Origin of the sequence: Streptomyces sp. W1SF4 (assembly GCF_003950035.1) — a bacterium.
GTDB lineage: Bacteria > Actinomycetota > Actinomycetes > Streptomycetales > Streptomycetaceae > Streptomyces > Streptomyces racemochromogenes.
The window spans coordinates 3,342,501-3,367,091 of record NZ_CP034350.1; the positions used below are offsets into that span (position 1 = coordinate 3,342,501).

A 24,591-nucleotide genomic window follows, 5' to 3' on the forward strand; every position below is an offset into this window, starting at 1 on the left:
CCACTCACATACGCACAGGGAGAGCAGCAGACATGACGAGGATCTTCAGCGGGATCACGCCGTCCGGGCACCTGACGCTGGGCAACTACCTGGGGGCCCTGCGGCAGTGGGTCGCGGCCGAGCACGCGCCCTCCGACGCGCTGTTCTGCGTCGTGGACCTGCACGCGCTCACCACGGAGCACGATCCCGCGCGGGTGCGGCGCCTCACCCGGCAGGCGGCGTCGCTGTTCCTCGCCGCCGGCCTCGATCCGCGGCGGTGCACCCTCTTCGTACAGAGCCACGTCGCCGAGCACACCCGGCTGTCCTACCTGCTGGAGTGCACCGCCGCCGACGGGGAGCTGCGGCGGATGATCCAGTACCGGGAGAAGGCGGCGAAGGCGGAGGCCGCCGGGAACGGCGTACGGCTGTCGTTGCTGACGTATCCCGTGCTGATGGCCGCGGACATCCTGGCGTACGCGGCGGAGGAGGTGCCCGTCGGTGAGGACCAGCGGCAGCACGTGGAGCTGACGCGGGACCTGGCGGTGCGGTTCAACCAGCGGTACGGGCCGACGTTCACGGTGCCGAAGGTGACGCTGCCGGCCGTGGGTGCGCGGGTCATGGACCTCCAGGACCCGACGTCGAAGATGGGGAAGTCCAGCGAGAGCGGGGCCGGGATCGTCTATCTCCTCGACGAGCCGGCGGTGATCACCAGGAAGGTGATGCGCGCGGTGACCGACAGCGGGGACGGCGGGGTGGTCTACGACCGGGCCGCGCGGCCGGGGGTGGCGAACCTGCTGGACATCCTGGCGGCCTGTACGGGCGGGGAGCCGGAGAAGCTGGCCGAGGGGTACGAGCAGTACGGGCCGCTGAAGCGGGACGTCGCCGAGGCCGTGGTGGAGCTGCTGCGGCCGCTGCGGGAGCGGCATGCCGGGCTGGCGGCCGATCCGGGCGAGGTGGAGCGGGTGCTGCGCGAGGGGGCCGCGCGGGCGCGGGACATCGCGCGGCCGGTGGTGGACCGTGCGTACGAGGCCATCGGGCTGCTGCCGGCGTGAGGGAGGAGGGAGGGGCCCCGCGGTCGCGGCCCCTCCCCCGTCTCAGCTGTTGCCGGTGGCGAGTTCGCGGCTGCGGTCGCGGGCCGCTTCGAGGGCGGCGATCAGGGCCGCTCGTACGCCGTGCTTCTCCAGCTCGACGATGGCGTTGATGGTCGTACCGGCCGGGGAGGTGACGGCTTCGCGGAGCTTGACGGGGTGTTCGCCGCTGTCGCGGAGCATGACGGCGGCGCCGATGGCGGCCTGGACGATGAGGTCGTGGGCCTGGGCGCGGGGCAGGCCGAGGAGGATGCCGGCGTCGGTCATGGCCTCGACGAGGAAGTAGAAGTAGGCGGGGCCGGAGCCGGAGAGGGCGGTGGCCGCGTCCTGCTGGGACTCGGGGACGCGGAGGGTCTTGCCGACGCCGCCGAAGATCTCCTCGGCGTGGGCGAGGTGCGCGGCGGTGGCGTGGCTGCCGGCGGAGATGACGGACATGGCCTCGTCGACGAGGGCCGGGGTGTTCGTCATGACGCGGACGACGGGGGTGCCGGGGGCGAGCCGCTCCTCGAAGAAGGCGGTGGGGATGCCGGCGGCGCCGCTGATGACCAGGCGGTCGGCGGGGACGTGCGGGGCGAGCTCTTCGAGGAGCTTGCCCATGTCCTGCGGCTTGACGGTGAGGATGAGGGTGTCGGCGCGCTTGGCGGCTTCGGCGTTGCTGACGGCCTCGACGCCGTAGCGGGTGCGCAGTTCCTCGGCGCGCTCGGGGCGGCGGGCGGTGACGAGCAGTTTGGCGGCCGGCCATCCGCCGCGGATCATCCCGCTGAGCAGGGCCTCGCCGATCTTGCCGGTACCGAGGACTGCGACTGTCTGGGTCATGCCCGATTCACCTCGCCGAACGAACCTTCAGGACGTACGCCCTCATCCTTGCACCCGTCCGCGTGGTGGCGAGGGGGTGTCCGCTCCGTGGTCAGGGCGTGCGGCGGCGGAGGGTGGCGGCGCCGAGGGCCAGGACGAGCAGCGCGCAGGCGGCGACGACGACGGCGTCGCGTACGAAGTCGGCGGTCATGTCGGTGTGGGTGAGGACCTGGGTCATGCCGTCGACGGCGTAGGACATGGGCAGGACGTCGGAGAGGCCCTCGAGGACGGGCTGCATGGTGTCGCGGGGTGCGAACAGGCCGCACAGGAGCAGCTGCGGGAAGATCACGGCCGGCATGAACTGGACGGCCTGGAACTCGGAGGCGGCGAAGGCGGAGACGAAGAGGCCGAGGGCGGTGCCGAGGAGGGCGTCGAGGAGGGCGACGAGCAGGAGCAGCCAGGCGGAGCCGGTGACGTGGAGGCCGAGGAGCCAGAGGGCGAGGCCGGTGGCGAGGAGGGACTGGAGGACGGCGACGGCGCCGAAGGCGAGGGCGTAGCCGGCGATGAGGTCGGCCTTGCCCAGCGGCATGGCGAGGAGGCGTTCGAGGGTGCCGGAGGTGCGTTCGCGGAGGGTGGCGATCGAGGTCACGAGGAACATGGTGATGAGGGGGAAGATCCCGAGGAGGGACGCGCCGGTGCCGTCGAAGGTGCGGGGGCTGCCGTCGAAGACGTAGCGCAGCAGGGTGAGCATCAGCACGGGGACCAGCAGCATCAGTGCGATGGAGCGCGGGTCGTGGCGGAGCTGGCGCAGGACGCGGGCGGCTGTGGCGAGGGTGCGGGCGCCGTTCATCGCTGGGTCTCCCTGGTGAGGTGTGCGGCCTGGGCGGGCGTGTGCGCGTTCGCGTTCGCTTCGTCGACGAGGCGGAGGAAGCCTTCCTCGACGGTGGCGGTGCCGGTGCGGGTGCGGAGGGCTTCGGGGGTGTCCTGGGCGAGGATGCGGCCGTCGCGCATGAGGAGCAGGTCGTGGCAGCGTTCGGCCTCGTCCATGACGTGGGAGGAGACGAGGATCGTGGTGCCGCGGCGGGCGGTGAGGTCGTGGAAGAGGTTCCACAGGTCGCGGCGCAGGACGGGGTCGAGGCCGACGGTGGGTTCGTCGAGAACGAGCAGCTCGGGCGTGCCGAGGAGGGCGACGGCGAGGGAGACGCGGCTGCGCTGGCCGCCGGAGAGGTTGCCGGCGAGGGCGGTGGCGCGGGTGGTGAGGTCGACGTCGGTGATGGCCTGCTCGACGGCGGTGCGGCGGCGTTCGGCGGCGGTGCGGCCGGGGTCGAGGACGGCGGCGAAGTAGTCGAGGTTCTGCCGGACGGTGAGGTCGTCGTAGACGGAGGGCGCCTGGGTGACGTAGCCGATGCGGGCGCGGAGTGCGGGGTGGCCGGCGGGGTGGCCGAGGACGTCGAGGGTGCCGGTGACGTGGGCCTGGGTGCCGACGACGGCGCGCATGAGGGTGGACTTGCCGCAGCCGGAGGGGCCGAGGAGGCCGGTGATGCGGCCGCGGGGGACGTCGAAGCCGATGCCGTCGAGGACGGTGCGGGGGTGGCGGCCGGTGCCGCGGCGGACGGTGAGGTCGTGGGCGTGTACGGCGGGAGGGGGCTCCTCCGGCTGGTTATTCATCATGTGATGAATAATGCTGCCGGCGGTGCCGGTCGTCAATGAGCCGGGTGTTCGACCGCCGCGGTACCGGAAGCGGCCGGGCTACTTCCTGCGCTTGGGGCGGCGCGCGGCCGGGTTGCCCGTACGGGCGCTGCGGCGGCGGCCGAATTCGGCCACGGCCTGCTCGTACTCGGTACGGCGGAGCTTCTCGCCCGGGGCCTCGGACAGGCTGCGCAGGAAGTACGCGGCGAGGGAGCCGATGAACCCGATCGTCTTCAGGCCCTTGAGGGCGGCCTCGTCGGAGGACGGGCGCGGGCGGCGGCCGAAGGACTCCCAGGTCTTGGCGAAGGCGATGGCGGTGGCGATCGCGAACAGCACGATCACCGAGATGCTGAGGAACGGGCCGACGTTGCCGATCTCCAGGCCCTCGTAGGCGAAACGCAGGAGGTAGGCGCCGGCCGCGGCGGCGAGGAGGGAGCCGGCGGCGAGGGCGGCGCGGCGCAGGGCGTAGCCGCCCGTGTGGTCCACCCAGGTGGTGCCGAAGAACCGGATCGGCTCGGGCTGCGGCCCGGCGGCCGGCGCGATGGGGGTGCTCTGGTCTCGCTGCTGCTCTTCGCTCACATCCGCGATTATCCCCCCGACGGGGCGGCCCGCCGGGGGTGTCTCACCTGGCAGTACGGTGAACGGCTCAGCCGCAGCGCGGGGCGACGTAGCCGTCGGAGCCGGTGTGGACGTAGGCGTCGGAGACGAAGCGGCCGTTGCCGACGCAGTCCCAGAGGTCCGTCGTCCCGTACGGCCCCGAGACCGTCGTGCCGGGGCACTGGCAGCGGATCGTCACGGAACCGCCGACGGGGACGTAATCGATGATCGGGTAGTTGGTGCCCGGTCCGCTGCGCACGTTGACCCGGTAGCCGGGAGCGGTCGGGAAGGTCGGGCCCGCGTCGCCCGAGAGGCTGTGGACCTGGCTCGATTCGTTCTCTACGGACATGTGAAGTCTCCCCCCATGGGTGTTGCACTGCGCAACGCGCGCAGGGTAGCAAGCCCTTGGATGTTGCCACGAGCCATCGACTAGGCTCCGTCGGGGGTGGTGAGCGGTGCAGTCGCGGCGCGCGGACTACGCCGGGTTTCCGGAGTACGCCGGGCAGTACCGGCTCGAATCCGTGCTCGGCTCCGGTGGCATGGGCGTCGTCCATCTGGCCGCCTCCAGTTCGGGGCTGAAACTCGCCGTCAAGGTCGTGCACGCGCAGCACGCCGTGGACCCGGAGTTCCGGGCGCGGTTCCGGCAGGAGGTCGCGGCCGCGCGGAGGGTGAGCGGGGCCTTCACCGCTCCCGTCGTCGACGCCGACCCCGATGCCGAGCGGCCGTGGATGGCCACCCTGTTCATCGACGCGCCGACCCTCTCCGAGCGGGTACGCGAGCGCGTCCTCGACCCCGTCGAGCTGACCCGGCTCGCGGCCGGGCTGGCGGAGGCGCTGCGGGACATCCACCGCGCCGGGGTGGTGCACCGGGACCTGAAACCGAGCAACGTGCTGATGGCGCCGGACGGGGTCCGCGTCATCGACTTCGGCATCTCGCGCCCGGCCGACAGCGACCTGCGCACGGAGACCGGCAAGCTGATCGGGACACCGCCCTTCATGGCGCCCGAGCAGTTCCAGCGGCCCCGGGAGGTCGGGACGGCCGCGGACGTGTTCGCGCTGGGCGCGGTGCTCGTGCACGCGGCGACCGGCCGCGGCCCCTTCGACTCCGACAGCCACTACCTCGTGGCGTACCAGGTCGTGCACAGCGAGCCGGACCTGACGGGGCTGCCGGCCCGGCTCCTGCCGATCGTGGCGCGGTGCCTGGCGAAGGACCCCGCCGAGCGGCCGACCGCCGAGGCGCTGATCGCGGAGATGCGCGCCATCGCGTACCCGACGAGCGAGGACACCCAGGCGTTCATCCCGCAGCCGCGGCGGCCGGTGGCGGACGGGGAGCCGACCCACCAGCGGCAGCGGATCCCGACGGAGCCGGCGCCCGCCGCGCGCCGGCGCCGGATCCGGCCGGCGCTGCTGGCGGCCGGGCTCGGTGTCCTGCTCACGGCGGGGGCGGCCGGCGGGTACCTGTGGTGGGCCGCCGGCCCGGACGCCCCGGGAGGGCCCGCCGCCCACGCCCCGGCGCGACCGGAGCCGGCGTTCACCCCGTGGTCGGTCTCACCGGGCACGCCCCCCATGTCCTGCTCGGCGGCCGCCGACGGCCTGTTCTGCTCGGGGCCGGGGCTGGCGGGCGCCCGGCTCGACCCGGCCGACGGTTCGACGACCTGGGCCGTACGCGCGGACGCGCCCGTCCGGGGCGTGGCCGGCAGCACCGCCCCGTCGTACTCGGCCGGAGCGGTCCTGGCGATGGCACCCGGCAGCCAGCTGCTCCAGGCACTGGAGCCGGGCACGGGCGCCGAGCGCTGGCAGCGGAAGCTGGCCTCCGGCACGCGCGTGGTGACGGCGGGCCCGTACGTGGTCACGGTGGCGGCGGACGGCACGGTCACCGCCCTCGACGCAGCGGGCGGGTCCCAGAAGTGGAGCCGCCGCATCCCCGGCGCCGCAGCGGTGTGGTGGGGCGGCGCCGGAGCGGCGGGCGCGCCCGTCCTCTACTCCGCGACGGCGGACCCCGACGGCGGTGCCACCCAGCTCACCGAGATCGACCCGGCCACCGGTGCCGTGCGCTGGCAGACCCGGGCCGCCGGAGAACTGCGGCCGATCGGAACGGCCCGCGGCGCGCTGTACCTGCTCGACAACGCCCCCGGCGTCAGAACGGCCGGGATCGCGCGGGTGGACCTGGTCAGCCACGCCGTACGCCGGGTCCAGCTGTCGGCCCCGCTGTACGAGGTGGAGGCGACGGTGGCCCCGGACGGGACGGCGTACGCCTTCGGCACGCGGGGCGGTCTCGTCGCCATCGGCGGGGAGAAGGAGCTGTGGCGGGTGGAGACGGGGGCGGCGTTCGCGTCCCGGCCGGTGTTCGCGGACGGACGCATCTACCTGTCGGCCGGGGACGGCCGGCTGCTGGCATACGACACCGCCGGCAACCCCCTCGGCCAGACCAAGCCGCGCATGGCCCCGCAGAACACCTTCAGCGCCACCATCCCCTCCCCCGTGGTCGCCGACGGCCGCGTCTACGCCTGCGCACCCGACGGCACGGTCTTCGCCCAGGACGCGCGGAACCCCGCCGGGTGGTAGGCCACCTCGGCGGGGTTCACGGGATCCGGAAGGCTCAGCCCAGCTTCGTGACGTCGCGGACCGCGCCCTTGTCGGCGCTGGTGGCCATCGCCGCGTAGGCGCGCAGGGCCGCCGAGACGGTGCGCTCGCGGTTCTTCGGCGCGTACACGCCGCCCAGCTCCGCGTGGCGGGCGGCCAGCTCCTCGGCGGAGACCAGCAGCTCGATCGACCGGTTCGGGATGTCGATGCGGATCCGGTCGCCGTCCCGGACGACGGCGATGTCGCCGCCCGAGGCCGCCTCCGGGGAGGCGTGGCCGATCGACAGGCCCGAGGTGCCGCCGGAGAAGCGGCCGTCCGTGACCAGGGCGCAGACCTTGCCGAGGCCGCGGCCCTTGAGGAAGGACGTCGGGTAGAGCATCTCCTGCATGCCGGGGCCGCCGCGCGGGCCCTCGTAGCGGATGACGACGACGTCGCCGGGCCGGACCTCCTTGCGGAGGATCTTGTCGACGGCCTCGTCCTGCGACTCGCAGACCACGGCCGGGCCCTCGAAGGTCCAGATCGACTCGTCGACGCCGGCGGTCTTCACCACGCAGCCGTCGACGGCGAGGTTGCCGCGCAGGACGGCGAGGCCGCCGTCCTTGGAGTACGCGTGCTGCACGGAGCGGATGCAGCCGCCCTCGGCGTCGAGGTCGAGGCTCTCCCAGCGCTCGGACTGGGAGAAGGCGGTCGCGGAGCGCTTGCAGCCGGGGGCCGCGTGCCACAGCTCCATGGCCTCCTCGGACGCCGTGCCGGAGCGGGCGTCCCACTTGGCGAGCCAGTCGTCCAGGCCGTCGGAGTGGACGGTGCTGACGTCCTTGTTGAGGAGCCCGCCGCGGTGCAGCTCGCCGAGGATGGCGGGGATGCCGCCGGCGCGGTGCACGTCCTCCATGTAGTACGTGCCGCCCGGGGCGACGTTCGGGGCGACCTTGGCCAGGCACGGCACGCGGCGCGAGACCGCGTCGATGTCCTTGAGGTCGTAGTCCAGGCCCGCCTCCTGCGCGGCGGCCAGCAGGTGCAGGATCGTGTTGGTCGAGCCGCCCATGGCGATGTCCAGGGCCATGGCGTTCTCGAAGGCCTCGCGGGAGGCGATGTTGCGCGGCAGGACCGACTCGTCGCCGCCCTCGTAGTAGCGCTTGGTGATCTCCACGACCGTGCGGCCGGCGTCCTCGTACAGGGCGCGGCGGGCGGTGTGCGTGGCGAGGACCGAGCCGTTGCCCGGGAGGGCCAGGCCGATGGCCTCGGCGAGGCAGTTCATCGAGTTGGCGGTGAACATGCCCGAACACGAACCGCAGGTCGGACAGGCGTTCTCCTCGATGCGCAGGACGTCCTCGTCCGAGACGTTCTCGTTGGAGGCGTCGACCATGGCGTCGATCAGGTCCAGCTTGCGGACGGTGCCGTCCACCAGGGTCGCCTGGCCGGCCTCCATCGGACCGCCGGAGACGAAGACCACCGGGATGTTCAGGCGCAGCGCGGCCATCAGCATGCCGGGGGTGATCTTGTCGCAGTTGGAGATGCAGATCAGGGCGTCGGCGCAGTGCGCCTCGACCATGTACTCCACGCTGTCCGCGATCAGGTCGCGGGAGGGGAGCGAGTACAGCATGCCGGCGTGGCCCATGGCGATGCCGTCGTCGACCGCGATCGTGTTGAACTCGCGGGGGATCGCGCCGGCGGCGCGGATCGCGTCCGAGACGATGCGGCCGACCGGGGCCAGGTGGGTGTGGCCGGGGACGAACTCGGTGAAGGAGTTGGCGACCGCGATGATCGGCTTCCCGATGTCCTCGCTCGCTACGCCCGACGCGCGCATCAGCGCACGAGCGCCTGCCATGTTGCGGCCGTGGGTGACGGTGCGGGACCTCAGCTCGGGCATGCGGTTTCACTCCCCATGAGTGCGGCTGTACGGTCAGCCGCGACTGTGGATATGGCTCGGTTACGAGGCTACGCCCACCGCCCGCGATCCGGACAGCTCGTCCGGATGCCGGGACGGAGGGCTCATTCCTCGGTCACTCCCCCGTCACTCCTCGGTCAGGTAGCGCTGCAGCGTCGGAGCCACCAGGGCCACGATGTCCTCCTGGTCCGCGGACGCGAGCGGCTCGACCTGCACCACGTACCGCAGGATCGCGATCCCGACCATGTGCGAGGCGGCCAGCTCCGCCCGGAACGTCGGATCCGGGACGTCCAGGTCGGCGGCGATCCGCTCCAGCAGACGACGCAGCACCAGCGTGCGCAGCACCTTCGCGGCCGCCTCGTGCGTCAGCGCGGACCGGATCACGGCGAGCAGCGGCACCCGCGTCACCGGGTTCTCCCACACCCCCAGGAAGTACCGGACCAGCCGCTCCCCGATCCCGTCCGGGCCCTCCCCGAGGATGGCCGGAACCACCAGGGCCGGCTCCAGGCTCACCTCGACGGCGGCGGCGAACAGGTCGTCCTTGCTGCCGAAGTAGTGGTGCACCAGCGCCGGATCCACCCCGGCCACCTTGGCGATCCCGCGCACCGACGTCTTGTCGTAGCCGCGCTCCGCGAACACCTCGCGGGCCGCCAGCCGGATCCGTTCCTGGGTGCCGGGCCCGTCGTCGGCCTCGTCCTGACGCGGCCGGCCGGGCCCCCGCCGCCGCTTCACGGGCTCGCTCACCGGCGCCCGGCCGGGTCGGCGAGGTGCGCCCGCGTGAAGGCCAGCGCCTCGGCGAGGTCGGCCTCACGCTCGGCGGAGGACATGGCGCGCCGCGTGTTGACCTCGATCACCACGTGCCCGTCGAAGGAACGCCGGGCCAGCCCCTCCAGCAGCTCGGCGCAGGGCTGCGTACCGCGCCCGGGGACGAGGTGCTCGTCCTTCGCGGAGCCGTTGCCGTCGGCGAGGTGGACGTGCGCCAGCCGGTCGCCCATCCGGTCGATCATCGCGCCGGCGTCGGTCCGGGCGGTGGCGGTGTGGGACAGGTCCACGGTGAAGTGCCGGTAGTCGTCCTTCGTCACGTCCCACTCGGGCGCGTACGCGAGCATCTCGCGGTCCCGGTAGCGCCACGGGTACATGTTCTCGACGGCGAAGCGCACATCCGTCTCCTCCGCCATCCGCCAGATCCCGGAGACGAAGTCCCGCGCGTACTGCCGCTGCCAGCGGAACGGCGGATGCACGACGACGGTCGACGCCCCCAGCCGCTCGGCGGCGGCCCGCGCCCGCTGGAGCTTGGTCCACGGATCGGTGGACCACACCCGCTGGGTGATGAGCAGACAGGGCGCGTGCACGGCCAGGATCGGCACCTGATGGTGGTCCGACAGGCGGCGCAACGCGTCGACGTCCTGGCTCACCGGGTCCGTCCAGACCATGACCTCCACCCCGTCGTAGCCGAGACGGGCGGCGATCTCGAAGGCGGTCGCCGTGGACTCCGGGTACACGGAGGCGGTGGACAGGGCGACCTTCGGGGTCCGGCTGTTCGGGATACGGAGCGGATCTGCCACGGTGACAGGTTACGGGGCCCCTCCCCGCCGAACCGTAAGCGGCAGCACTTTCGTCATACTTTTCGATTGAAAACCGGCGCCGCAGAGGCGCAGGGACACGGCCCGGCCGACCGCCAGGCACGCGACCCCGCCAGGCACTTCGGCGCCCAGGCGGGGGGGCGGGGGGCGGTATCCCCCGGGGCGGTCTCAGAGCGGGTTGGGGGCTTCCCGTCAGTCCCATCGTCCTTCCGGTTCGGGCCGGTCCCTCAAGGGCGCTCCTTCGTCGCGTCACTTCGTGATCGCCTTCGGCGACCCTTGACCGACCGCCCCGAACCGGAAAGCCGAAAGACTGCCGGGAAACCCCCAAAGAAACGGGACGGACGATCCTTGGAGGAGCGGGTCCGTCAGCGATCAGGCGAGGGGCCGGGGGCCGGCCCGCCCGACATCCGGCCCCTGCCCTCTGCGATTCCGGGCCAGGGGCGCGACAACCCGCACGAGAAGACGACCAGAGCAGCCCAGGAAGCCGACAGGCGCGACAGATCGCTACGCGCTCCTGCCGGCATGGCGTCCGACGACCGTCCTGGGCTGATACCCGCACGAGAAGACGATCACCGCAGTCCAGGAGGCGCGCAGGCGCGGTGGATCGCTACGCGCTTCTCCCGGCTCGGCGTCGGAGGGCCGTCTGGAGCTGGGATAGGGCACGAAAGGGGCAGGTGAGGCCTTGGAGGGGCGAATCGCCCCCTCTCGCGGGGCCTTTGGCGGCTTGCCGGAGTCTGCGGATGTCTTTTTCACCCGCAGACTCCGACAGAGAGCCATCCGACCCCACAACAGACGCCCATACAGGGGCAAAAGGGGCGCGTGAGTCTTCTGTATGGCCGACGACCGGCTCAAGACGGCGGCCGGCCGCCGAGATCAGAGAAGCGCGTAGCGAACTGACGCGCCTGGGTGCCCCATGAGCCGCTCTGATCGGCTTCTCGTGCGGGTATCAGCCCAAGGCGGTCGTCGGACGCTGAGACGGGAGGAGCGCGTAGCGATCTGTCGCGTCTGGGGGCTTCCCAGGTCGCCCGGATCGACCTTTGGTGCGGGTTGCCGCGCCCCTGGCCCGGAATCCGGACTCTTGAGGCCCCGGATGTCGGGCGGGCCGGCGTCCGGCCCCTCGCCTCATCCCTGAGAGACCCGTCCGCCCTCCTCTGAACCGTCCCGTTTCTTTGGGGGTTTCCCGGCAGTCTTTCGGCTTTCCGGTTCGGGTCGGTCTGTCAAGGGTCGCCGAAGGCGATCACGAAGTGACGCGACGAAGGAGCGCCCTTGACAGGCCGGCCCGAACCGGAAGGACGATGGGACTGACGGGAAGCCCCCAACCTGCTCTGAGACCGTCCGAGGGCACCCCGCCCCCCAGCCACCGGCCCGCAGACGAGGGGCCGGGTGGGCAAGCACCGCCCTGCCCCCCACCCCTCGAGGGGGAGATGGCGGGCCCGCGCCGCAAGATGCGTACGCAGGCCCCGTACCCCTACGGCAGGTGGTCCAGTCTGCGGAGGATGACGCCCTCGCGGAGGGCCCAGGGGCAGATCTCCAGTTCGTCCACGCCGAAGAGGTCCATGGTCGCCTCCGCCACCAGCGCGCCCGCCAGGAGCTGGGCGGCGCGGCCTTCCGAGACGCCGGGGAGGGCGGCGCGTTCCGTCGTGGTCATCGCCGTCAGGCGGGGGACCCACTCCTCCAGGGACTTCCGCGTCAGCTCGCGCTGCACGTGCGGGCCGTCGGCCTCGCGGGCCGCGCCGGCGATGCGGGCCAGCTGCTTGAAGGTCTTCGACGTGGCCACCACGTGGTCCGGCGCCCCGAAGCGGCTGAACTCGCCGACGGTCCGTGCGATCTGCGCCCGCACGTGCCGCCGCAGCGCCCGTACGTCCGCCGGGTCCGCCGGGTCGCCCGGGAGCCAGGCCGAGGTGAGGCGGCCGGCGCCCAGCGGCAGGGACACGGCCGCGTCGGGGTCCTCGTCCATGCCGAACGCGATCTCCAGCGAGCCCCCGCCGATGTCGAGGACCAGCAGCTTCCCCGCCGACCAGCCGAACCACCGCCGGACCGCCAGGAAGGTCAGCCGGGCCTCGTCCTCGCCGCTGAGCACCGGCAGCTCGATGCCGGTCTCCTCCTTGACCCGGGCGAGGACCTCGTCGGCGTTCGGGGCCTCGCGCACCGCGCTGGTCGCGAACGGCAGCACGTCCTCGCAGCCCTTGTCCTCGGCCGCCTGCACCGCGCCGGCGATCGCCGAGACGAGGCGCTCCACGCCGTCCGGGCTGACGGCGCCGCGCTCGTCGAGCAGCTCGGCGAGGCGCAGCTGCACCTTGTGCGAGTGGGCGGGCTGCGGGCGCGCGCCGGGGTGCGCGTCCACCACCAGCAGATGGATCGTGTTCGAACCCACGTCAAGGACACCGAGTCTCATACGGGAAACGCTACTGGGCCGAACGCGGAGCGGTGGAGGAAGGGGCGCTTAGGCTGGGCTTGTGCCAAATTCGAAGAAGGCCAGCAAGAGCAACAAGAGCGACAAGAGCGACAGGGCCAAGAGCACCACGGCCGGACTCAAGACCGGACCCAAGACCGGTCCCAAGGCCAAGGTGTCGGACGAGAAGGGGCTCGACTTCCCCCGGGCCTGGGTGGAGTTCCCCGATCCCGCCGACGACGAGCAGGTCTTCCGCTGCGACCTGACCTGGCTGACCTCCCGCTGGACGTGCATCTTCGGCAGCGGCTGCCAGGGCATCCAGGCGGGCCGGGCGTCCGACGGGTGCTGCACCCTCGGCGCGCACTTCTCCGACGAGGACGACGAGAAGCGGGTCGCCGAGCACGTCGCCCGGCTCACGCCCGAGCTGTGGCAGTTCCACGACGTCGGCAGCGAGTCGGGCTGGACCCAGCTGGACGACGACGGGGACAAGCAGACCCGCCGCTGGGACGGCGCCTGCATCTTCCTGAACCGGCCCGGCTTCCCCGCCGGCGCGGGCTGTTCCCTGCACATCCTGGCCCTGCGCAGCGGCCAGGAGCCGCTGGAGACGAAGCCGGACGTGTGCTGGCAGCTGCCGATCCGGCGGACGTACGACTGGATCGACCGGCCGGACGACACCCGCGTGCTCCAGGTGTCGATCGGCGAGTACGACCGGCGCGGCTGGGGCCCGGGCGGGCACGACCTGCACTGGTGGTGCACGTCGGCGACGTCCGCGCACGGCGCCGGGGACCCGGTGTACGTGTCGTACCGGGCGGAGCTGACGGAGCTGATGGGTGCGGAGGGCTACGCGGAGCTGGTGAAGCTGTGCGAGGCGCGGCTGGCGTCGCTGCTGCCGATGGCCCCGCATCCCGCCGACCCGCAGTAGGTACGCAGCCGGGCGCCTCAGCCGGCCGGCGGGCCGGCCCCCGGGTCGGGGGAAACCGTTCCTCCTGAGGACGGGGCCGGGGTCGCCGGGTCCGTCGGGGTGGGCGTGGGCGTCGGGGTCGGTGTCGGCGTGGGGTCCGGGGGCGTCGGCGTGGGCGTCGGGGTCGGTGTCGGGGCCGGGGGCGTCGGGGTGGGGTCCGGGGCGGGCGGGGTCGGCTCGGTGGTGGGGGCGGGGCGGCCGCGGCCCTGGAGGGAGATCACCGCGCCGCCGGGGTCGACGCCGACCCGGGCCGTCCAGGCGCCGACGGGCTGGGCCGCGGTGTCGACGGTGATCCGGAGGGTGACCGATTCTCCGGGTGCGAGGGTGCCCGCGGTCTGGCTCGCGCGCAGCCAGGGCGCGTCCGACCAGAGCCGCCAGTCGACCGGGCTGCCGCCGGAGGCGGTGAGCGTGAGCAGGGTGGTGGCGCCGCGGGTGGCGGCGGCGACGGTCAGGCGGCCGGGCGCGCCGGGGCCGCCGGCCTCGGGGGTGGCCGGGGTGCCGGCGCTGATGACCTCGACGGAGACGTCGGGGGCTTCGCTGCCGGGGGCGAAGCCGGGCTCGCCGGTGGTGTGGGCGGTGTTCCCGGTGTTCTCGTACCCGGTGAGGGGGCGGCCGGCGACGTACGGGGGCGGGATCTGCGACTCGCTGGCCGAGATGCGGGTGCCGTCGCCGCCGACGGGTTCGCCGGTGGAGGGTGCGCCCCGGTACGCGGCCCACAGCGCGAGTACGGGCGCCGCCACGACGGTGGCGACGACGGTGGTGGTCACGGCGCGGGCCCGGAACCGGTCGCGGCGGGCGGCGCGGTCCTTGGGGTCCATGGGGAAGCCGGTGCGGTCGAAGCGCGGGCCGGGGCGGCCGCCGCGGCGCCGGCCGGAGCGCAGCATGGCGGCGTGGACGGCGGTGCGGGGGGCGGGGACGAGGGGGAGGGCGGCGTCGATGCCGCCGGAGCCGGGCCAGGGCGCGCCGGCGCCGACGCGTTCGGCGACGCGGCGGCAGCGCGGGCAGTCGTCGACGTGGCGGACGAGCTCGGCGCGCAGGGTGGCGGAGAGGAGGACCTGGCCGGGGCCGGGGCCGTCGTCGTCGCCGGTGATGCGGGAGACGGCCGGGCAGTTGGCGGTCTCGACGACGGCGAGGGCGGCGCGGGTGCGTTCGACTTCGCAGGCGGCGCCGGAGAGCAGGTCCCGGGCGGTGGTGGGGGCGGTGCCGAGGACGGCGGCGAGTTCGGTGACGCCGAGGCGGTGGCGGACGGCGAGTTCGAGGGCTTCGCGCTGTTCGGGGGTGGTGCCGGCGGCTTCGGGCCAGGCGAGGCGGGCGAGCTCGGTGCGGTGGTAGGCGCTGACGTCGAGCGGGCGGTGCGCCCGGGGCGCGTGATCGGCGCCGGTGTACTCCGGCGTGCGCCGGGTGGAATGCGCCCCTTGGCGTACGCGCCTGCGCTCGGCCAGTCGGCGCAGGCAGGCCCAGCGGGCGAGGGCGTACAGCCAGGCCCGGCGGTCGCCCTCGTCGGGACATCGGCCGGGGTGCCGCTCGGCCACGGCGAGGACGTCGCCTAGCACGTCGGCGGCGGCCTCGTGGTCGCACAGGACCGAGAGGCAGTAGGTGAAGAGCCCGTCCAGGTAGGGCTCGTGCCGGAAGGGCGGGGGCTCGGGAACCTCCAGCCGCAGGGTGTCCCCGGCGTCGGCCGCAGCACCCGTCCCGGGGGCCACTACCGCATCGGACGCACCACCGGCAACAGGTGCACCCTGCGCACCACCCGTGTCGCCACGCGTACCGCCCTCCGCGCCACCCGCCGGACCCGTCCATTCCGCTGGGGGTGTGCGCCTGTGCGCCGGGTGTGCGCCGGTGCGCGATACGGGGTCTCCCTGGTCGCTGCTCTTCACTCGGCGAACCGTAGGCGGCGCGCCGGTGACCCTCCGGAAGCCTTCCGGGCTTTTAGCCCTTAAGGGTGAACAGATCGCCACTCCGCTGACAGCGGCCCTGACGACCGGCCGCGTGCCCGACCGTCCCGGCCGGTCGGGCGTTGTCGGTGGCTGCGGCTACCGTGGGCGGCATGGCTGCCCGTACATCTCGCTCATCCGCCAAGGACCGGCCGTCCTACCGCTGCTCCGAGTGCGGCTGGGCCACCGTGAAATGGCTCGGCCGGTGCCCCGAGTGCCAGGCGTGGGGGACCGTCGAGGAGATGGGCGCGCCCGCCGTACGGACCACCGCGGCCGGCCGCGTCTCGGCCGCCGCGCTGCCGATCGCCCAGGTCGACGGGCGGACCGCGACCGCCCGCAGCACCGGCGTGGACGAGCTGGACCGCGTGCTCGGCGGCGGCCTCGTCCCCGGCGCCGTGGTCCTGCTGGCCGGCGAGCCGGGCGTCGGCAAGTCGACGCTGCTGCTGGACGTCGCCGCGAAGGCGGCCACCGGCGACCACCGCACCCTCTACGTCACCGGCGAGGAGTCGGCGAGCCAGGTGCGGCTGCGCGCCGACCGGATCAACGCCCTCAACGACCACCTCTACCTCGCCGCCGAGACCGACCTGTCCGCCGTGCTGGGGCACCTCGACGCGGTGAAGCCCTCGCTGCTGGTCCTGGACTCCGTACAGACCATCGCCTCCCCCGAGATCGACGGTGCGCCCGGCGGCATGGCCCAGGTCCGCGAGGTCGCCGGCGCGCTGATCCGCGCCTCGAAGGAGCGGGGCATGGCCACCCTCCTCGTCGGCCACGTCACCAAGGACGGCGCCATCGCCGGCCCCCGCCTGCTGGAGCACCTCGTGGACGTGGTGCTCAGCTTCGAGGGCGACCGGCACGCCCGGCTGCGCCTGGTGCGCGGCGTGAAGAACCGCTACGGCGCCACGGACGAGGTCGGCTGCTTCGAGCTGCACGACGAGGGCATCACCGGGCTCGCCGACCCCAGCGGGCTGTTCCTGACCCGGCGCGCCGAGGCGGTGCCGGGCACCTGCCTGACCGTGACCCTGGAGGGCAAGCGCCCGCTGGTCGCCGAGGTGCAGGCGCTCACCGTCGACTCGCAGATCCCCTCCCCGCGCCGCACCACCTCGGGCCTGGAGACCTCGCGCGTCTCGATGATGCTGGCGGTGCTGGAGCAGCGCGGCCGGATCACCGCGCTGGGCAAGCGGGACATCTACAGCGCGACCGTGGGCGGGGTGAAGCTGACGGAGCCGGCCGCCGACCTGGCGATCGCGCTGGCCCTGGCCTCGGCGGCGAGCGACGTGCCGCTGCCGAAGAACCTGGTCGCCATCGGTGAGGTCGGCCTGGCCGGCGAGGTGCGGCGGGTGACCGGCGTGCAGCGGCGCCTGGCCGAGGCGCACCGGCTCGGCTTCACGCACGCGCTGGTCCCGGCGGACCCGGGGAAGGTGCCGCCGGGCATGAAGGTGACCGAGGTGGCGGACATGGGGGACGCGCTGCGGGTCCTGCCGCGCGGGCGGTCGCGTACGCCGGCCAGGGAGCGGGCCGCGGCGGGCAACGGGGCCGAGTAGCGGGGCGAGCAGCGGGCCGGGCAGCGGGCCGGGCACCGGAGCCGTGTAGCGGAATCCTTTACTCCGACGACGGGTCCGGACGGCGCCCCAAACGCCAGGTCAGCGGCCTGACGTGAGCCGGACGCGGCCGGAGCCGCCGCCCGGCGGGGGTCCCCCGACGGGCGGGGCGCGGGGCCCGTACGGGGCGTCGTGGCGGCGGTACGGGCCAAGCCCCGGCGGGCGCGCAGCGTGCGCCGGTAGACTTTGTGCTGGTCCGCCCGGCCGTACGCGGCGGCGCAACCCGCGACCGGAGGAGTGCAGTGGCAGCCAAGGACGGTGCAGCAGCACCCGGGAAGTCCGGCGCGAGCTCCAAGCACGAGGCGTTGATGCGCGCTTCGCTGAGCGCGGTCGCGCCTGGTCAGCCCCTGCGCGACGGGCTGGAGCGGATCGTCCGCGGCAACACGGGCGGCCTGATCGTCCTCGGCATGGACAAGGCCGTCGAGGCGATGTGTACCGGCGGCTTCGTGCTGGACGTGGAGTTCACCGCTACCCGGCTGCGCGAGCTGTGCAAGCTCGACGGGGCGCTCATCCTCGACAAGGACATCACCAAGATCCTGCGGGCCGGCGTGCAGCTGGTGCCCGACGCGTCGATCCCCACGGAGGAGACGGGCACCCGTCACCGCACGGCGGACCGCGTCTCCAAGCAGTGCGGCTTCCCGGTGGTGTCGGTGTCGCAGTCGATGCGGCTGATCGCGCTGTACGTGGACGGGGAACGGCGCGTCCTGGAGGAGTCCGGGGCGATCCTGTCGCGCGCGAACCAGGCGCTGGCCACGCTGGAGCGGTACAAGCTCCGCCTGGACGAGGTCGCGGGGACGCTGTCGGCGCTGGAGATCGAGGACCTGGTCACGGTCCGCGACGTCACCGCCGTCGCGCAGCGGCTGGAAATGGTCCGCCGGATCGCGACGGAAATCGCCGAGTACGTGGTCGAACTGGGCACGGACGGGCGACTGCTCTCCCTCCAGCTGGACGAGCTGACGGTCGGCATCGAGCAGGAGCGGGAGCTGGTGATCCGGGACTACGTTCCGGAACCGACGGCGAAGCGTTCCCGCACGGTGGAGGAGGCGCTGCCGGCGCTGGACGCGCTGACGCATCCGGAACTGCTGGAGCTGGCGATCGTGGCGAAGGCGCTGGGGTACACGGGCTCGCCGGAGACCCTGGACTCGGCGGTGTCGCCGCGCGGGTACCGGCTGCTGGCGAAGGTGCCGAGGCTGCCCGGGGCGATCATCGAGCGGCTGGTGGAGCACTTCGGCGGCCTGCAGAAGCTGCTGGCGGCGTCGGTGGACGACCTCCAGACGGTGGACGGCGTGGGCGAGGCGCGTGCGCGCAGCGTCCGCGAGGGCCTGTCCCGCCTGGCGGAGTCCTCGATCCTCGAACGCTACGTCTAGCCCCCGGGGCTGCGCCCCGGACCCCGCGCCTCAAGCGCCGACGCGTCCGGAAGGCTAGTCCTGCTTCAGGACGAAGGACGTGCGGGCCACCGGGAGGCCCGGGGACTTGACCTCGACCACGTAGGTGTCGGGCGCCGGGTTGCCCTGCGGCGGGTTCTGGCACTGGTCCGCCGCGCTCGGCTTGCGGTCCCACTCCACCGACTGCTTCGTCTCGCCCTGGGCCGGCAGCCGGTAGAACGCGTTGGCCGCGCCCGTCGGGCAGTCGGCGGAGGACCAGACGGCCTTGGCGCCCGTCGTCTGGAAGATGGTCATCACCGCCTGCTTCGGGCCGAGGCCGAACTTGCAGGTGCTGCCGGAGGTGTTGCGGACGAGGAGTTCCAGACGGGGCTTCTCGTTCGCCTCGTACTCGTTCTTGACGCTCTTGACCTCCCACTGCAACGCGCTGGCGGGGCACGTCGGCAGCGGGGAGTCCGCCGGGACCTGTGCGGGGGCCGCGCCGCCGGAGCCGCCGGAGGACGAGGCGCCCGCGCCGCCGCCGGAGCCCGCACCGGTGCCGCCCGCGTCGCCGTTCTTCGCCGGGCCGGTGGCACCGCCGCCGCTGCCCGAGTCCCCGCGTCCGCCCGGGGCCTGACTGATCGCCGGGCCGGTGCCGGAGGGGCCGGGGGTGATGGTGCGCACGGGTCCGGAGCCGTCGCCGCCGCCCTTGCCGTTCGTACTCGTCCTGCCGCCGCCGGAACTGACGAACCATACGGCGAGCAGCGCGACGAGCGCGGCGACGGACGCCAGCACGGCCCTCCGCCGCCAGTAAATGGAGGAGGGAAGCGGCCCGACCGGATTGCGCAGAGATCCCACGCACCGAACCTTACGAGAACTCGTGCCGCGTTCCGCGCCCCACATGCCGCACGTCCGGCAGGTTTTGCCGATGATCATCCTGCGGGGCTACTCGCGAACGGTCATATCCGGCCAGGGGTCTGACACGACAGCCGCGGAGCGCCGAGTACGGTCAGTGACCATGGACAGCTCCGACCTCTACCGCGACATCACCGACTTCGCCCACGCCACGCCCCCTTGGGTGCAGAAGGTGGTCGAGGTCTGGACCGAGTACGGCCTCCTGGTGTTCGGCCTGCTCTACATATCCGTCTGGTGGCGTGCGCGCGGCAGGCAGGGCGGAGATCCCCGGGCCCTCGCCCTGGCCGTGCTGGCGCCGCTGGTCACCGCGCTCGTGTACGTCGCGTCCGAGCTCGTCAAGTCCACCATCGACGAGGAACGGCCCTGCCGGGCGGTGGCCGGGGCGGCCGCCTCCCTCGTCCCGTGCCCGCCGTACGGGGACTGGTCCTTCCCCAGCAACCACTCCGCCATCGCCGGCGCCGCCGCCGTCGCGCTGGCGCTGGCCGTCCCCCGTCTCGCGTGGCTGACGCTGCCGATGGGGCTGCTGATGGCCTTCTCCCGCGTCTTCGTCGGGGTGCACTACCCGCACGACGTCGGCATGGGCCTGCTGCTGGGGGCCTCGCTGGCCGTCCTGGCCGTGGCGGCGCTGACCGGTCCGATGATCAGGCTCATCACCGCCGTCCAGGGGAGCGGCAACCGCGCGGCCGTCTGGTTCACCGGTCCGGGCCCCGCGCGCCGGACCTGAAACGTGCCAGGATGCCGTCTGTCATGACTGCATCTCCCTCACACGCCTCCGCGACCTCCGAGACCTCCGCGTCCCGCGTGGCACCCGCCCGCGCGCTGCACTCCCCGGTCATCGCGTGGTTCGACGAGCACGCCCGCGACCTCCCCTGGCGCCGCCCCGAGGCCGGCCCCTGGGGGGTGATGGTCAGCGAGTTCATGCTCCAGCAGACCCCCGTCAGCCGGGTGCTGCCCGTGTACGAGCAGTGGCTCGCCCGGTGGCCCCGGCCCGCGGACCTGGCCGCCGAGGCGCCGGGCGAGGCCGTACGGGCCTGGGGGCGGCTCGGCTACCCCCGGCGGGCGCTGCGGCTGCACGGCGCGGCCGCGGCGATAACGGAACGGCACGGCGGCGACGTGCCCCGGGACCACGCGCAGCTGCTGGCGCTGCCCGGGATCGGCGAGTACACGGCCGCCGCGGTGGCCTCCTTCGCGTACGGGCAGCGGCACCCGGTGCTGGACACCAACGTGCGCCGGGTCTTCGCGCGCGCCGCGACCGGGGTCGAGTACCCGCCGAACGCCACCACCGCCGCCGAACGCCGGCTGGCGCGGGAGCTGCTGCCCGAGGACGAGCCGACGGCGGCCCGCTGGGCGGCGGCCTCGATGGAGCTCGGCGCGCTGGTGTGCACCGCCAAGAACCCGGACTGCGCCCGCTGCCCGGTGTCGGGGCTGTGCGCGTGGCGGCTGGCGGGCAAGCCCGCGCACGACGGGCCGCCACGGCGCGGGCAGACGTACGCCGGTACGGACCGCCAGGTGCGCGGCAAGCTGCTCGCGGTGCTGCGGGAGGCGGTGGGCCCGGTTCCGCAGGCGGTGCTGGACACGGTGTGGGACGAGCCCGTGCAGCGGGCCCGGGCGCTGGACGGACTGGTGTCGGACGGGCTCGTGGAGCCCCTCGCGCACGGGATGTACCGGCTGCCGCAGAGCTGAGTCCCGGGGCGCCTCGCACCGCCGGGCGCCCCCTCGGGATTCACTCGAAGTTGACGCGAAGATTCCGTTTGAGGCCGGGAAACCGCAGCTCACGGGCGCTGTTACACAACCTACGGGTGTCCGTGCGCCCACCGCAGGCTGACCCGCACAGTGCCGTGACAACCCCTCCGTAACTTCGGATCCGTAAGACAGCGGAGACGGGGACGCAGTGGAGGCGGTACGCATGGCGCACGGAGAGGTACTCGAGTTCGAGGAGTACGTACGCACCCGGCAGGACGCCCTCCTGCGCAGCGCACGGCGCCTGGTCCCGGACCCCACGGACGCCCAGGACCTCCTCCAGACCGCCCTCGTCCGCACCTACGGCCGCTGGGACGGCATCGCCGACAAGTCCCTCGCCGACGCCTACCTGCGCCGCGTCATGATCAACACGCGGACCGAGTGGTGGCGGGCCCGCAAGCTCGACGAGGTCCCCACCGAGCAGCTCCCCGACGCCTCCGTCGAGGACGGCTCGGACCAGCGCGCCGACCGCGCCCTCCTCATGGACATCCTCAAGGTGCTCGCGCCCAAGCAGCGCAGTGTCGTCGTGCTGCGACACTGGGAGCAGATGAGCACCGAGGAGACGGCCGCGGCGCTCGGTATGTCGGCGGGAACCGTGAAGAGCACACTGCACCGCGCCCTGGCCCGGCTCCGTCAGGAGCTGGAGAGCCGGGACCTGGACATGCGTGCCCTGGAACGCGGTGACCACACCACGCGCTACGAGGGGCGGGAGCGGTGCGCGGCCTGAACGGCCAAAGTCTGAGCGGTAGAAGCTCGCTGGTACTCCTGTCGGCGGGGACCACGGTCCTCGTCGGCACAGTGCTGTTCGCGGCCGGATGCTCCGCCGGGGGCACGGGGCTGCGCGACGGGGGGCCCGCGCGCACCGATCCGGTGGCGCGCAGCAACCAGCCCACCGGCGTCCCCACCAAGCCCCCGGCCCCGGGCCACTCCGCCGCCGCGTCCACCGGCAGCCCGGTCAAGCGGGTCGACCCGGTCGCCCTGCTGAAGGCCGACCCCAAGGTCAGCGCCGAGATCAAGCGGGACCTGAAGCCCTGCACGGGCAAGGAGTACCCGATCGACGTGAGCTACGGGAAGATCACCGGCAACACCGTCGTCGACGTCGTCGTCAACGTCCTGTCCTGCGCCGACGCCCTGGGCCGCGGCTCGTACGTGTACCGGTCGAACGGCTCCGCGTACGAGAATGTGTTCGCGGACGAGCAGAAGCCCGTCTACGCGGAGATCGACCGGGGCGACCTCGTCGTCAGCAAGCCCGTGTACGGGCACGACGCCGCCCCCTCCGAACCGTCCGGCGAGGACGTGATCACGTACCGCTGGAACGGCGAACGGTTCGCCGAGCAGGACCGGGTGCACTCGGAGTACAGCAACGTCTACAACCCCGGGATGCAGCCGGCCCCGGCCGTCTCGCAGAAGAACGACTGACCGAACCGACGATGGAAGCGGAGTGAGGCTGGGCATGGCCGAGACCCACGTGCTGTTCGTGGAGGACGACGACGTCATCCGCGAGGCCACGACGCTGGCGCTGGAACGCGACGGCTTCGCGGTCACCGCCATGCCCGACGGCCTGTCCGGCCTGGAGTCCTTCCGGGCCAACCGGCCCGACATCGCCCTCCTCGACGTGATGGTGCCCGGCATGGACGGCGTCAGCCTCTGCCGGCGCATCCGCGACGAGTCCACCGTCCCCGTCATCATGCTCTCGGCACGCGCCGACAGCATCGACGTCGTCCTCGGCCTGGAGGCCGGCGCCGACGACTACGTCACCAAGCCCTTCGACGGCTCCGTCCTCGTCGCCCGCATCCGCGCCGTGCTGCGCCGCTTCGGCCACGCGGGCGGCCCGCAGAACGGCGCGAACGGCTCCGCCGACGCGGACGGCTCCGACGAACGCGGCGTCCTGTCCTTCGGCGACCTGGAGGTCGACACCGAGGGCATGGAGGTCCGCAGGGCCGGCGCCCCCGTCGCCCTCACCCCCACCGAGATGCGGCTGCTGCTGGAGTTCTCCTCCGCACCCGGCACCGTCCTGTCCCGCGACCGGCTCCTCGAACGGGTCTGGGACTACGACTGGGGCGGCGACACCCGCGTCGTCGACGTCCACGTACAGCGGCTGCGCACCAAGATCGGACAGGACCGGATCGAGACGGTCCGAGGCTTCGGATACAAGCTCAAGGCATGAGTAGAACCGCATGAGGCGCGTCACCCTCCGCACGGGGATCCGCTGGAAGATCACGCTCGCCATCGCCGCCGTCGGCGCCCTCACCGCGCTCGCCCTGAGCCTGGTGGTGCACAGCGCTGCCCGCGTGTCGATGATGGAGAGCGCCCGCGACCAGGAGCTGGAGCGGGTCCAGTACATCGCCCGCACCCCCGACGCCGGCCGCAAGCCCATCTGGGGCGCCAAGATCAACGACCCCGAGCTGCCCGCCGAACTGCGCGAGAAGGCCCGCTCCGGACGGCGCGGCACCTACGTGCAGGAGTACCCCAAACGCGCCCCCGAGGTGTGGGCGGCCGTACCGCTCGGCAACGGGCAGGTGCTGTCCATGCACCACCAGTTCCGCGAGAGCGCCAACATGGTGCGCGACCTGGACCGGGCCCTGGTCGTCGGCTCGCTGGCCGTCGTGATCGGCGGCTCGGCGATGGGCGTCCTCATCGGCGGCCAGATCTCCCGCCGGCTCCGCGAGGCCGCGGCCGCCGCACAGCGCGTGGCCCACGGCGACCCCGAAGTACGCGTACGGGACGCCGTCGGCGGCGTCGTACGGGACGAGACCGACGACCTGGCCCGCGCCGTCGACGCCATGGCCGACGCCCTCCAGCAGCGGCTGGAGGCCGAACGGCGGGTCACCGCGGACATCGCCCACGAGCTGCGGACCCCGGTCACGGGCCTGCTCACCGCCGCGGAACTGCTGCCCCCCGGCCGGCCGACCGAGCTGGTGCGCGACCGCGCCCAGGCCATGCGCGCCCTGGTCGAGGACGTCCTGGAGGTCGCCCGGCTGGACGGCGCGTCCGAGCGCGCCGAGCTCCAGGAAGTGGCACTGGGCGAGTTCGTGTCCCGGCGGGTCGCCTCGCTGATGCCCGACGCCTCCGTACGCGTCGTCGCGGACGAGATCGTCAGCACCGACCCCCGCCGGCTGGAGCGGATCCTGGGAAACCTGCTGGCCAACGCCATGCGGTACGGGCGCGCCCCGATCCAGGTCGACGTCGAGGGCCGGGTCGTACGCGTCCGGGACCACGGGCCGGGCTTCCCCGAGGCCCTGCTCCGCGAGGGCCCCAGCCGCTTCCGGACCGGATCCACGGACCGCGCGGGCGTCGGCCACGGACTCGGCCTGACCATCGCGGAGGGCCAGGCCCGCGTCCTGGGGGCCCGGCTGACCTTCCGCAACGTCGCGGCCCGGGGCGGCGCGGAGAACGAGGGCGCCGCGGCGGGCGCGGTCGCGGTGCTGTGGCTGCCGGAACACGCCCCGACGGCGACGGGCAGCTTCCCGATCATCCAGCTCCCGGGCTGAC

The 24,591-nt window shown here is 73.5% G+C and carries 22 protein-coding genes; 11 read left to right on the plus strand and 11 right to left on the minus strand.

The window, feature by feature from the left end; translation table 11 throughout:
• Positions 1-32: 32 nt before the first annotated feature.
• On the plus strand, positions 33-1,031 hold the full coding sequence (trpS, locus tag D1J60_RS15445) for a tryptophan--tRNA ligase (RefSeq protein ID WP_125821492.1): 999 nt from the start codon (positions 33-35) through the stop codon (positions 1,029-1,031).
• 42 nt (positions 1,032-1,073) lie between these two features.
• Here the strand turns inward: trpS and proC are convergent, their stop codons facing one another.
• The 5 genes from proC to D1J60_RS15470 form a co-directional block, all read right to left on the minus strand.
• The gene (proC, locus tag D1J60_RS15450) at positions 1,074-1,883 is read right to left on the minus strand and encodes a pyrroline-5-carboxylate reductase (RefSeq protein ID WP_125602067.1); all 810 of its coding nucleotides are present in this window, start codon (positions 1,881-1,883) and stop codon (positions 1,074-1,076) included.
• Positions 1,884-1,974: 91 nt separating this feature from the next.
• On the minus strand, positions 1,975-2,712 hold the full coding sequence (locus D1J60_RS15455; RefSeq protein WP_125602070.1) for an ABC transporter permease: 738 nt from the start codon (positions 2,710-2,712) through the stop codon (positions 1,975-1,977).
• Positions 2,709-3,533: an ABC transporter ATP-binding protein gene (locus D1J60_RS15460; RefSeq protein ID WP_125821493.1), complete on the minus strand. Its 825-nt coding sequence runs from the start codon at positions 3,531-3,533 to the stop codon at positions 2,709-2,711. The genes D1J60_RS15455 and D1J60_RS15460 overlap by 4 nt, the downstream gene beginning before the upstream one ends.
• A gap of 78 nt (positions 3,534-3,611) precedes the next feature.
• Positions 3,612-4,139, minus strand: coding sequence for a hypothetical protein (locus D1J60_RS15465; RefSeq protein ID WP_125821494.1), 528 nt, complete (start codon positions 4,137-4,139; stop codon positions 3,612-3,614).
• Between the two features lie 58 nt (positions 4,140-4,197).
• Entirely contained in the window at positions 4,198-4,497 is a 300-nt protein-coding gene (locus D1J60_RS15470) for an SH3 domain-containing protein (RefSeq protein WP_125602080.1), read from the minus strand.
• Positions 4,498-4,603: 106 nt separating this feature from the next.
• Between D1J60_RS15470 and D1J60_RS15475 the strand changes: the two genes are divergently transcribed.
• Positions 4,604-6,712 carry a serine/threonine-protein kinase gene (locus D1J60_RS15475; RefSeq protein ID WP_241253282.1) on the plus strand — a complete coding sequence of 703 codons (2,109 nt, stop codon included), beginning with the start codon at positions 4,604-4,606 and terminating at the stop codon, positions 6,710-6,712.
• 34 nt (positions 6,713-6,746) lie between these two features.
• Here the strand turns inward: D1J60_RS15475 and ilvD are convergent, their stop codons facing one another.
• From ilvD to D1J60_RS15495, 4 genes are all read right to left on the minus strand, one after another.
• Positions 6,747-8,597: a dihydroxy-acid dehydratase gene (gene ilvD / locus D1J60_RS15480; RefSeq protein WP_125602083.1), complete on the minus strand. Its 1,851-nt coding sequence runs from the start codon at positions 8,595-8,597 to the stop codon at positions 6,747-6,749.
• Positions 8,598-8,741: 144 nt separating this feature from the next.
• Positions 8,742-9,359 carry a TetR family transcriptional regulator gene (locus D1J60_RS15485; protein ID WP_125821495.1) on the minus strand — a complete coding sequence of 206 codons (618 nt, stop codon included), beginning with the start codon at positions 9,357-9,359 and terminating at the stop codon, positions 8,742-8,744.
• Positions 9,356-10,180, minus strand: coding sequence for a sugar phosphate isomerase/epimerase (locus tag D1J60_RS15490; protein ID WP_125602089.1), 825 nt, complete (start codon positions 10,178-10,180; stop codon positions 9,356-9,358). Before D1J60_RS15490 ends, D1J60_RS15485 begins: the two co-directional genes overlap by 4 nt.
• A 1,486-nt stretch (positions 10,181-11,666) precedes the next feature.
• A complete protein-coding gene (locus D1J60_RS15495) occupies positions 11,667-12,593 on the minus strand; it encodes a Ppx/GppA phosphatase family protein (protein WP_125821496.1) in 927 nt (308 codons plus the stop codon).
• Between the two features lie 172 nt (positions 12,594-12,765).
• Between D1J60_RS15495 and D1J60_RS15500 the strand changes: the two genes are divergently transcribed.
• Positions 12,766-13,512, plus strand: coding sequence for a hypothetical protein (locus D1J60_RS15500; protein WP_125604164.1), 747 nt, complete (start codon positions 12,766-12,768; stop codon positions 13,510-13,512).
• A 17-nt stretch (positions 13,513-13,529) separates the two neighbouring features.
• Here the strand turns inward: D1J60_RS15500 and D1J60_RS15505 are convergent, their stop codons facing one another.
• Entirely contained in the window at positions 13,530-15,212 is a 1,683-nt protein-coding gene (locus tag D1J60_RS15505; RefSeq protein WP_125824048.1) for a sigma-70 family RNA polymerase sigma factor, read from the minus strand.
• A 386-nt stretch (positions 15,213-15,598) separates the two neighbouring features.
• Here D1J60_RS15505 and radA point away from each other — a divergent pair, with 386 nt between their 5' ends.
• Positions 15,599-17,026, plus strand: a complete 1,428-nt coding sequence (gene radA / locus D1J60_RS15510) for a DNA repair protein RadA (RefSeq protein WP_125821497.1) — start codon at positions 15,599-15,601, stop codon at positions 17,024-17,026.
• A gap of 299 nt (positions 17,027-17,325) precedes the next feature.
• Complete coding sequence (gene disA / locus D1J60_RS15515; RefSeq protein ID WP_007264801.1) at positions 17,326-18,450, plus strand: DNA integrity scanning diadenylate cyclase DisA; 1,125 nt, start codon at positions 17,326-17,328, stop codon at positions 18,448-18,450.
• A gap of 54 nt (positions 18,451-18,504) precedes the next feature.
• Here disA and D1J60_RS15520 read toward each other — a convergent pair whose 3' ends face one another.
• The gene (locus D1J60_RS15520) at positions 18,505-19,239 is read right to left on the minus strand and encodes a hypothetical protein (RefSeq protein WP_306463758.1); all 735 of its coding nucleotides are present in this window, start codon (positions 19,237-19,239) and stop codon (positions 18,505-18,507) included.
• 223 nt (positions 19,240-19,462) lie between these two features.
• On the opposite strand from D1J60_RS15520, the gene D1J60_RS15525 reads away from it, so the two are divergent.
• From D1J60_RS15525 to cseC, 6 genes are all read left to right on the plus strand, one after another.
• Complete coding sequence (locus D1J60_RS15525; RefSeq protein WP_125821498.1) at positions 19,463-20,083, plus strand: phosphatase PAP2 family protein; 621 nt, start codon at positions 19,463-19,465, stop codon at positions 20,081-20,083.
• A 23-nt stretch (positions 20,084-20,106) separates the two neighbouring features.
• Complete coding sequence (locus tag D1J60_RS15530; protein ID WP_125821499.1) at positions 20,107-21,042, plus strand: A/G-specific adenine glycosylase; 936 nt, start codon at positions 20,107-20,109, stop codon at positions 21,040-21,042.
• Between the two features lie 223 nt (positions 21,043-21,265).
• The gene (locus tag D1J60_RS15535) at positions 21,266-21,826 is read left to right on the plus strand and encodes a SigE family RNA polymerase sigma factor (RefSeq protein WP_007264805.1); all 561 of its coding nucleotides are present in this window, start codon (positions 21,266-21,268) and stop codon (positions 21,824-21,826) included.
• A gap of 38 nt (positions 21,827-21,864) precedes the next feature.
• Positions 21,865-22,518 carry a hypothetical protein gene (locus D1J60_RS15540; RefSeq protein WP_125602891.1) on the plus strand — a complete coding sequence of 218 codons (654 nt, stop codon included), beginning with the start codon at positions 21,865-21,867 and terminating at the stop codon, positions 22,516-22,518.
• 34 nt (positions 22,519-22,552) lie between these two features.
• Positions 22,553-23,266: a two-component system response regulator CseB gene (gene cseB, locus D1J60_RS15545; RefSeq protein WP_125602886.1), complete on the plus strand. Its 714-nt coding sequence runs from the start codon at positions 22,553-22,555 to the stop codon at positions 23,264-23,266.
• 10 nt (positions 23,267-23,276) lie between these two features.
• Positions 23,277-24,590: a two-component system sensor histidine kinase CseC gene (gene cseC / locus D1J60_RS15550; protein WP_125602885.1), complete on the plus strand. Its 1,314-nt coding sequence runs from the start codon at positions 23,277-23,279 to the stop codon at positions 24,588-24,590.
• Position 24,591: the final 1 nt, after the last annotated feature.

Bases quoted from the DNA above. Each gene is read 5' to 3' on its own strand.
- cseB (WP_125602886.1), top strand. From the start codon at position 22,553: ATGGCCGAGACCCACGTGCTGTTCGTGGAGGACGACGACGTCATCCGC.
- cseC (WP_125602885.1), top strand. From the start codon at position 23,277: ATGAGGCGCGTCACCCTCCGCACGGGGATCCGCTGGAAGATCACGCTC.
- ilvD (WP_125602083.1), bottom strand. From the start codon at position 8,597: ATGCCCGAGCTGAGGTCCCGCACCGTCACCCACGGCCGCAACATGGCA.
- D1J60_RS15470 (WP_125602080.1), bottom strand. From the start codon at position 4,497: ATGTCCGTAGAGAACGAATCGAGCCAGGTCCACAGCCTCTCGGGCGAC.
- D1J60_RS15455 (WP_125602070.1), bottom strand. From the start codon at position 2,712: ATGAACGGCGCCCGCACCCTCGCCACAGCCGCCCGCGTCCTGCGCCAG.
- D1J60_RS15460 (WP_125821493.1), bottom strand. From the start codon at position 3,533: ATGATGAATAACCAGCCGGAGGAGCCCCCTCCCGCCGTACACGCCCAC.
- D1J60_RS15535 (WP_007264805.1), top strand. From the start codon at position 21,266: ATGGCGCACGGAGAGGTACTCGAGTTCGAGGAGTACGTACGCACCCGG.
- D1J60_RS15530 (WP_125821499.1), top strand. From the start codon at position 20,107: ATGACTGCATCTCCCTCACACGCCTCCGCGACCTCCGAGACCTCCGCG.
- D1J60_RS15495 (WP_125821496.1), bottom strand. From the start codon at position 12,593: ATGAGACTCGGTGTCCTTGACGTGGGTTCGAACACGATCCATCTGCTG.
- radA (WP_125821497.1), top strand. From the start codon at position 15,599: ATGGCTGCCCGTACATCTCGCTCATCCGCCAAGGACCGGCCGTCCTAC.
- trpS (WP_125821492.1), top strand. From the start codon at position 33: ATGACGAGGATCTTCAGCGGGATCACGCCGTCCGGGCACCTGACGCTG.
- D1J60_RS15525 (WP_125821498.1), top strand. From the start codon at position 19,463: ATGGACAGCTCCGACCTCTACCGCGACATCACCGACTTCGCCCACGCC.
- proC (WP_125602067.1), bottom strand. From the start codon at position 1,883: ATGACCCAGACAGTCGCAGTCCTCGGTACCGGCAAGATCGGCGAGGCC.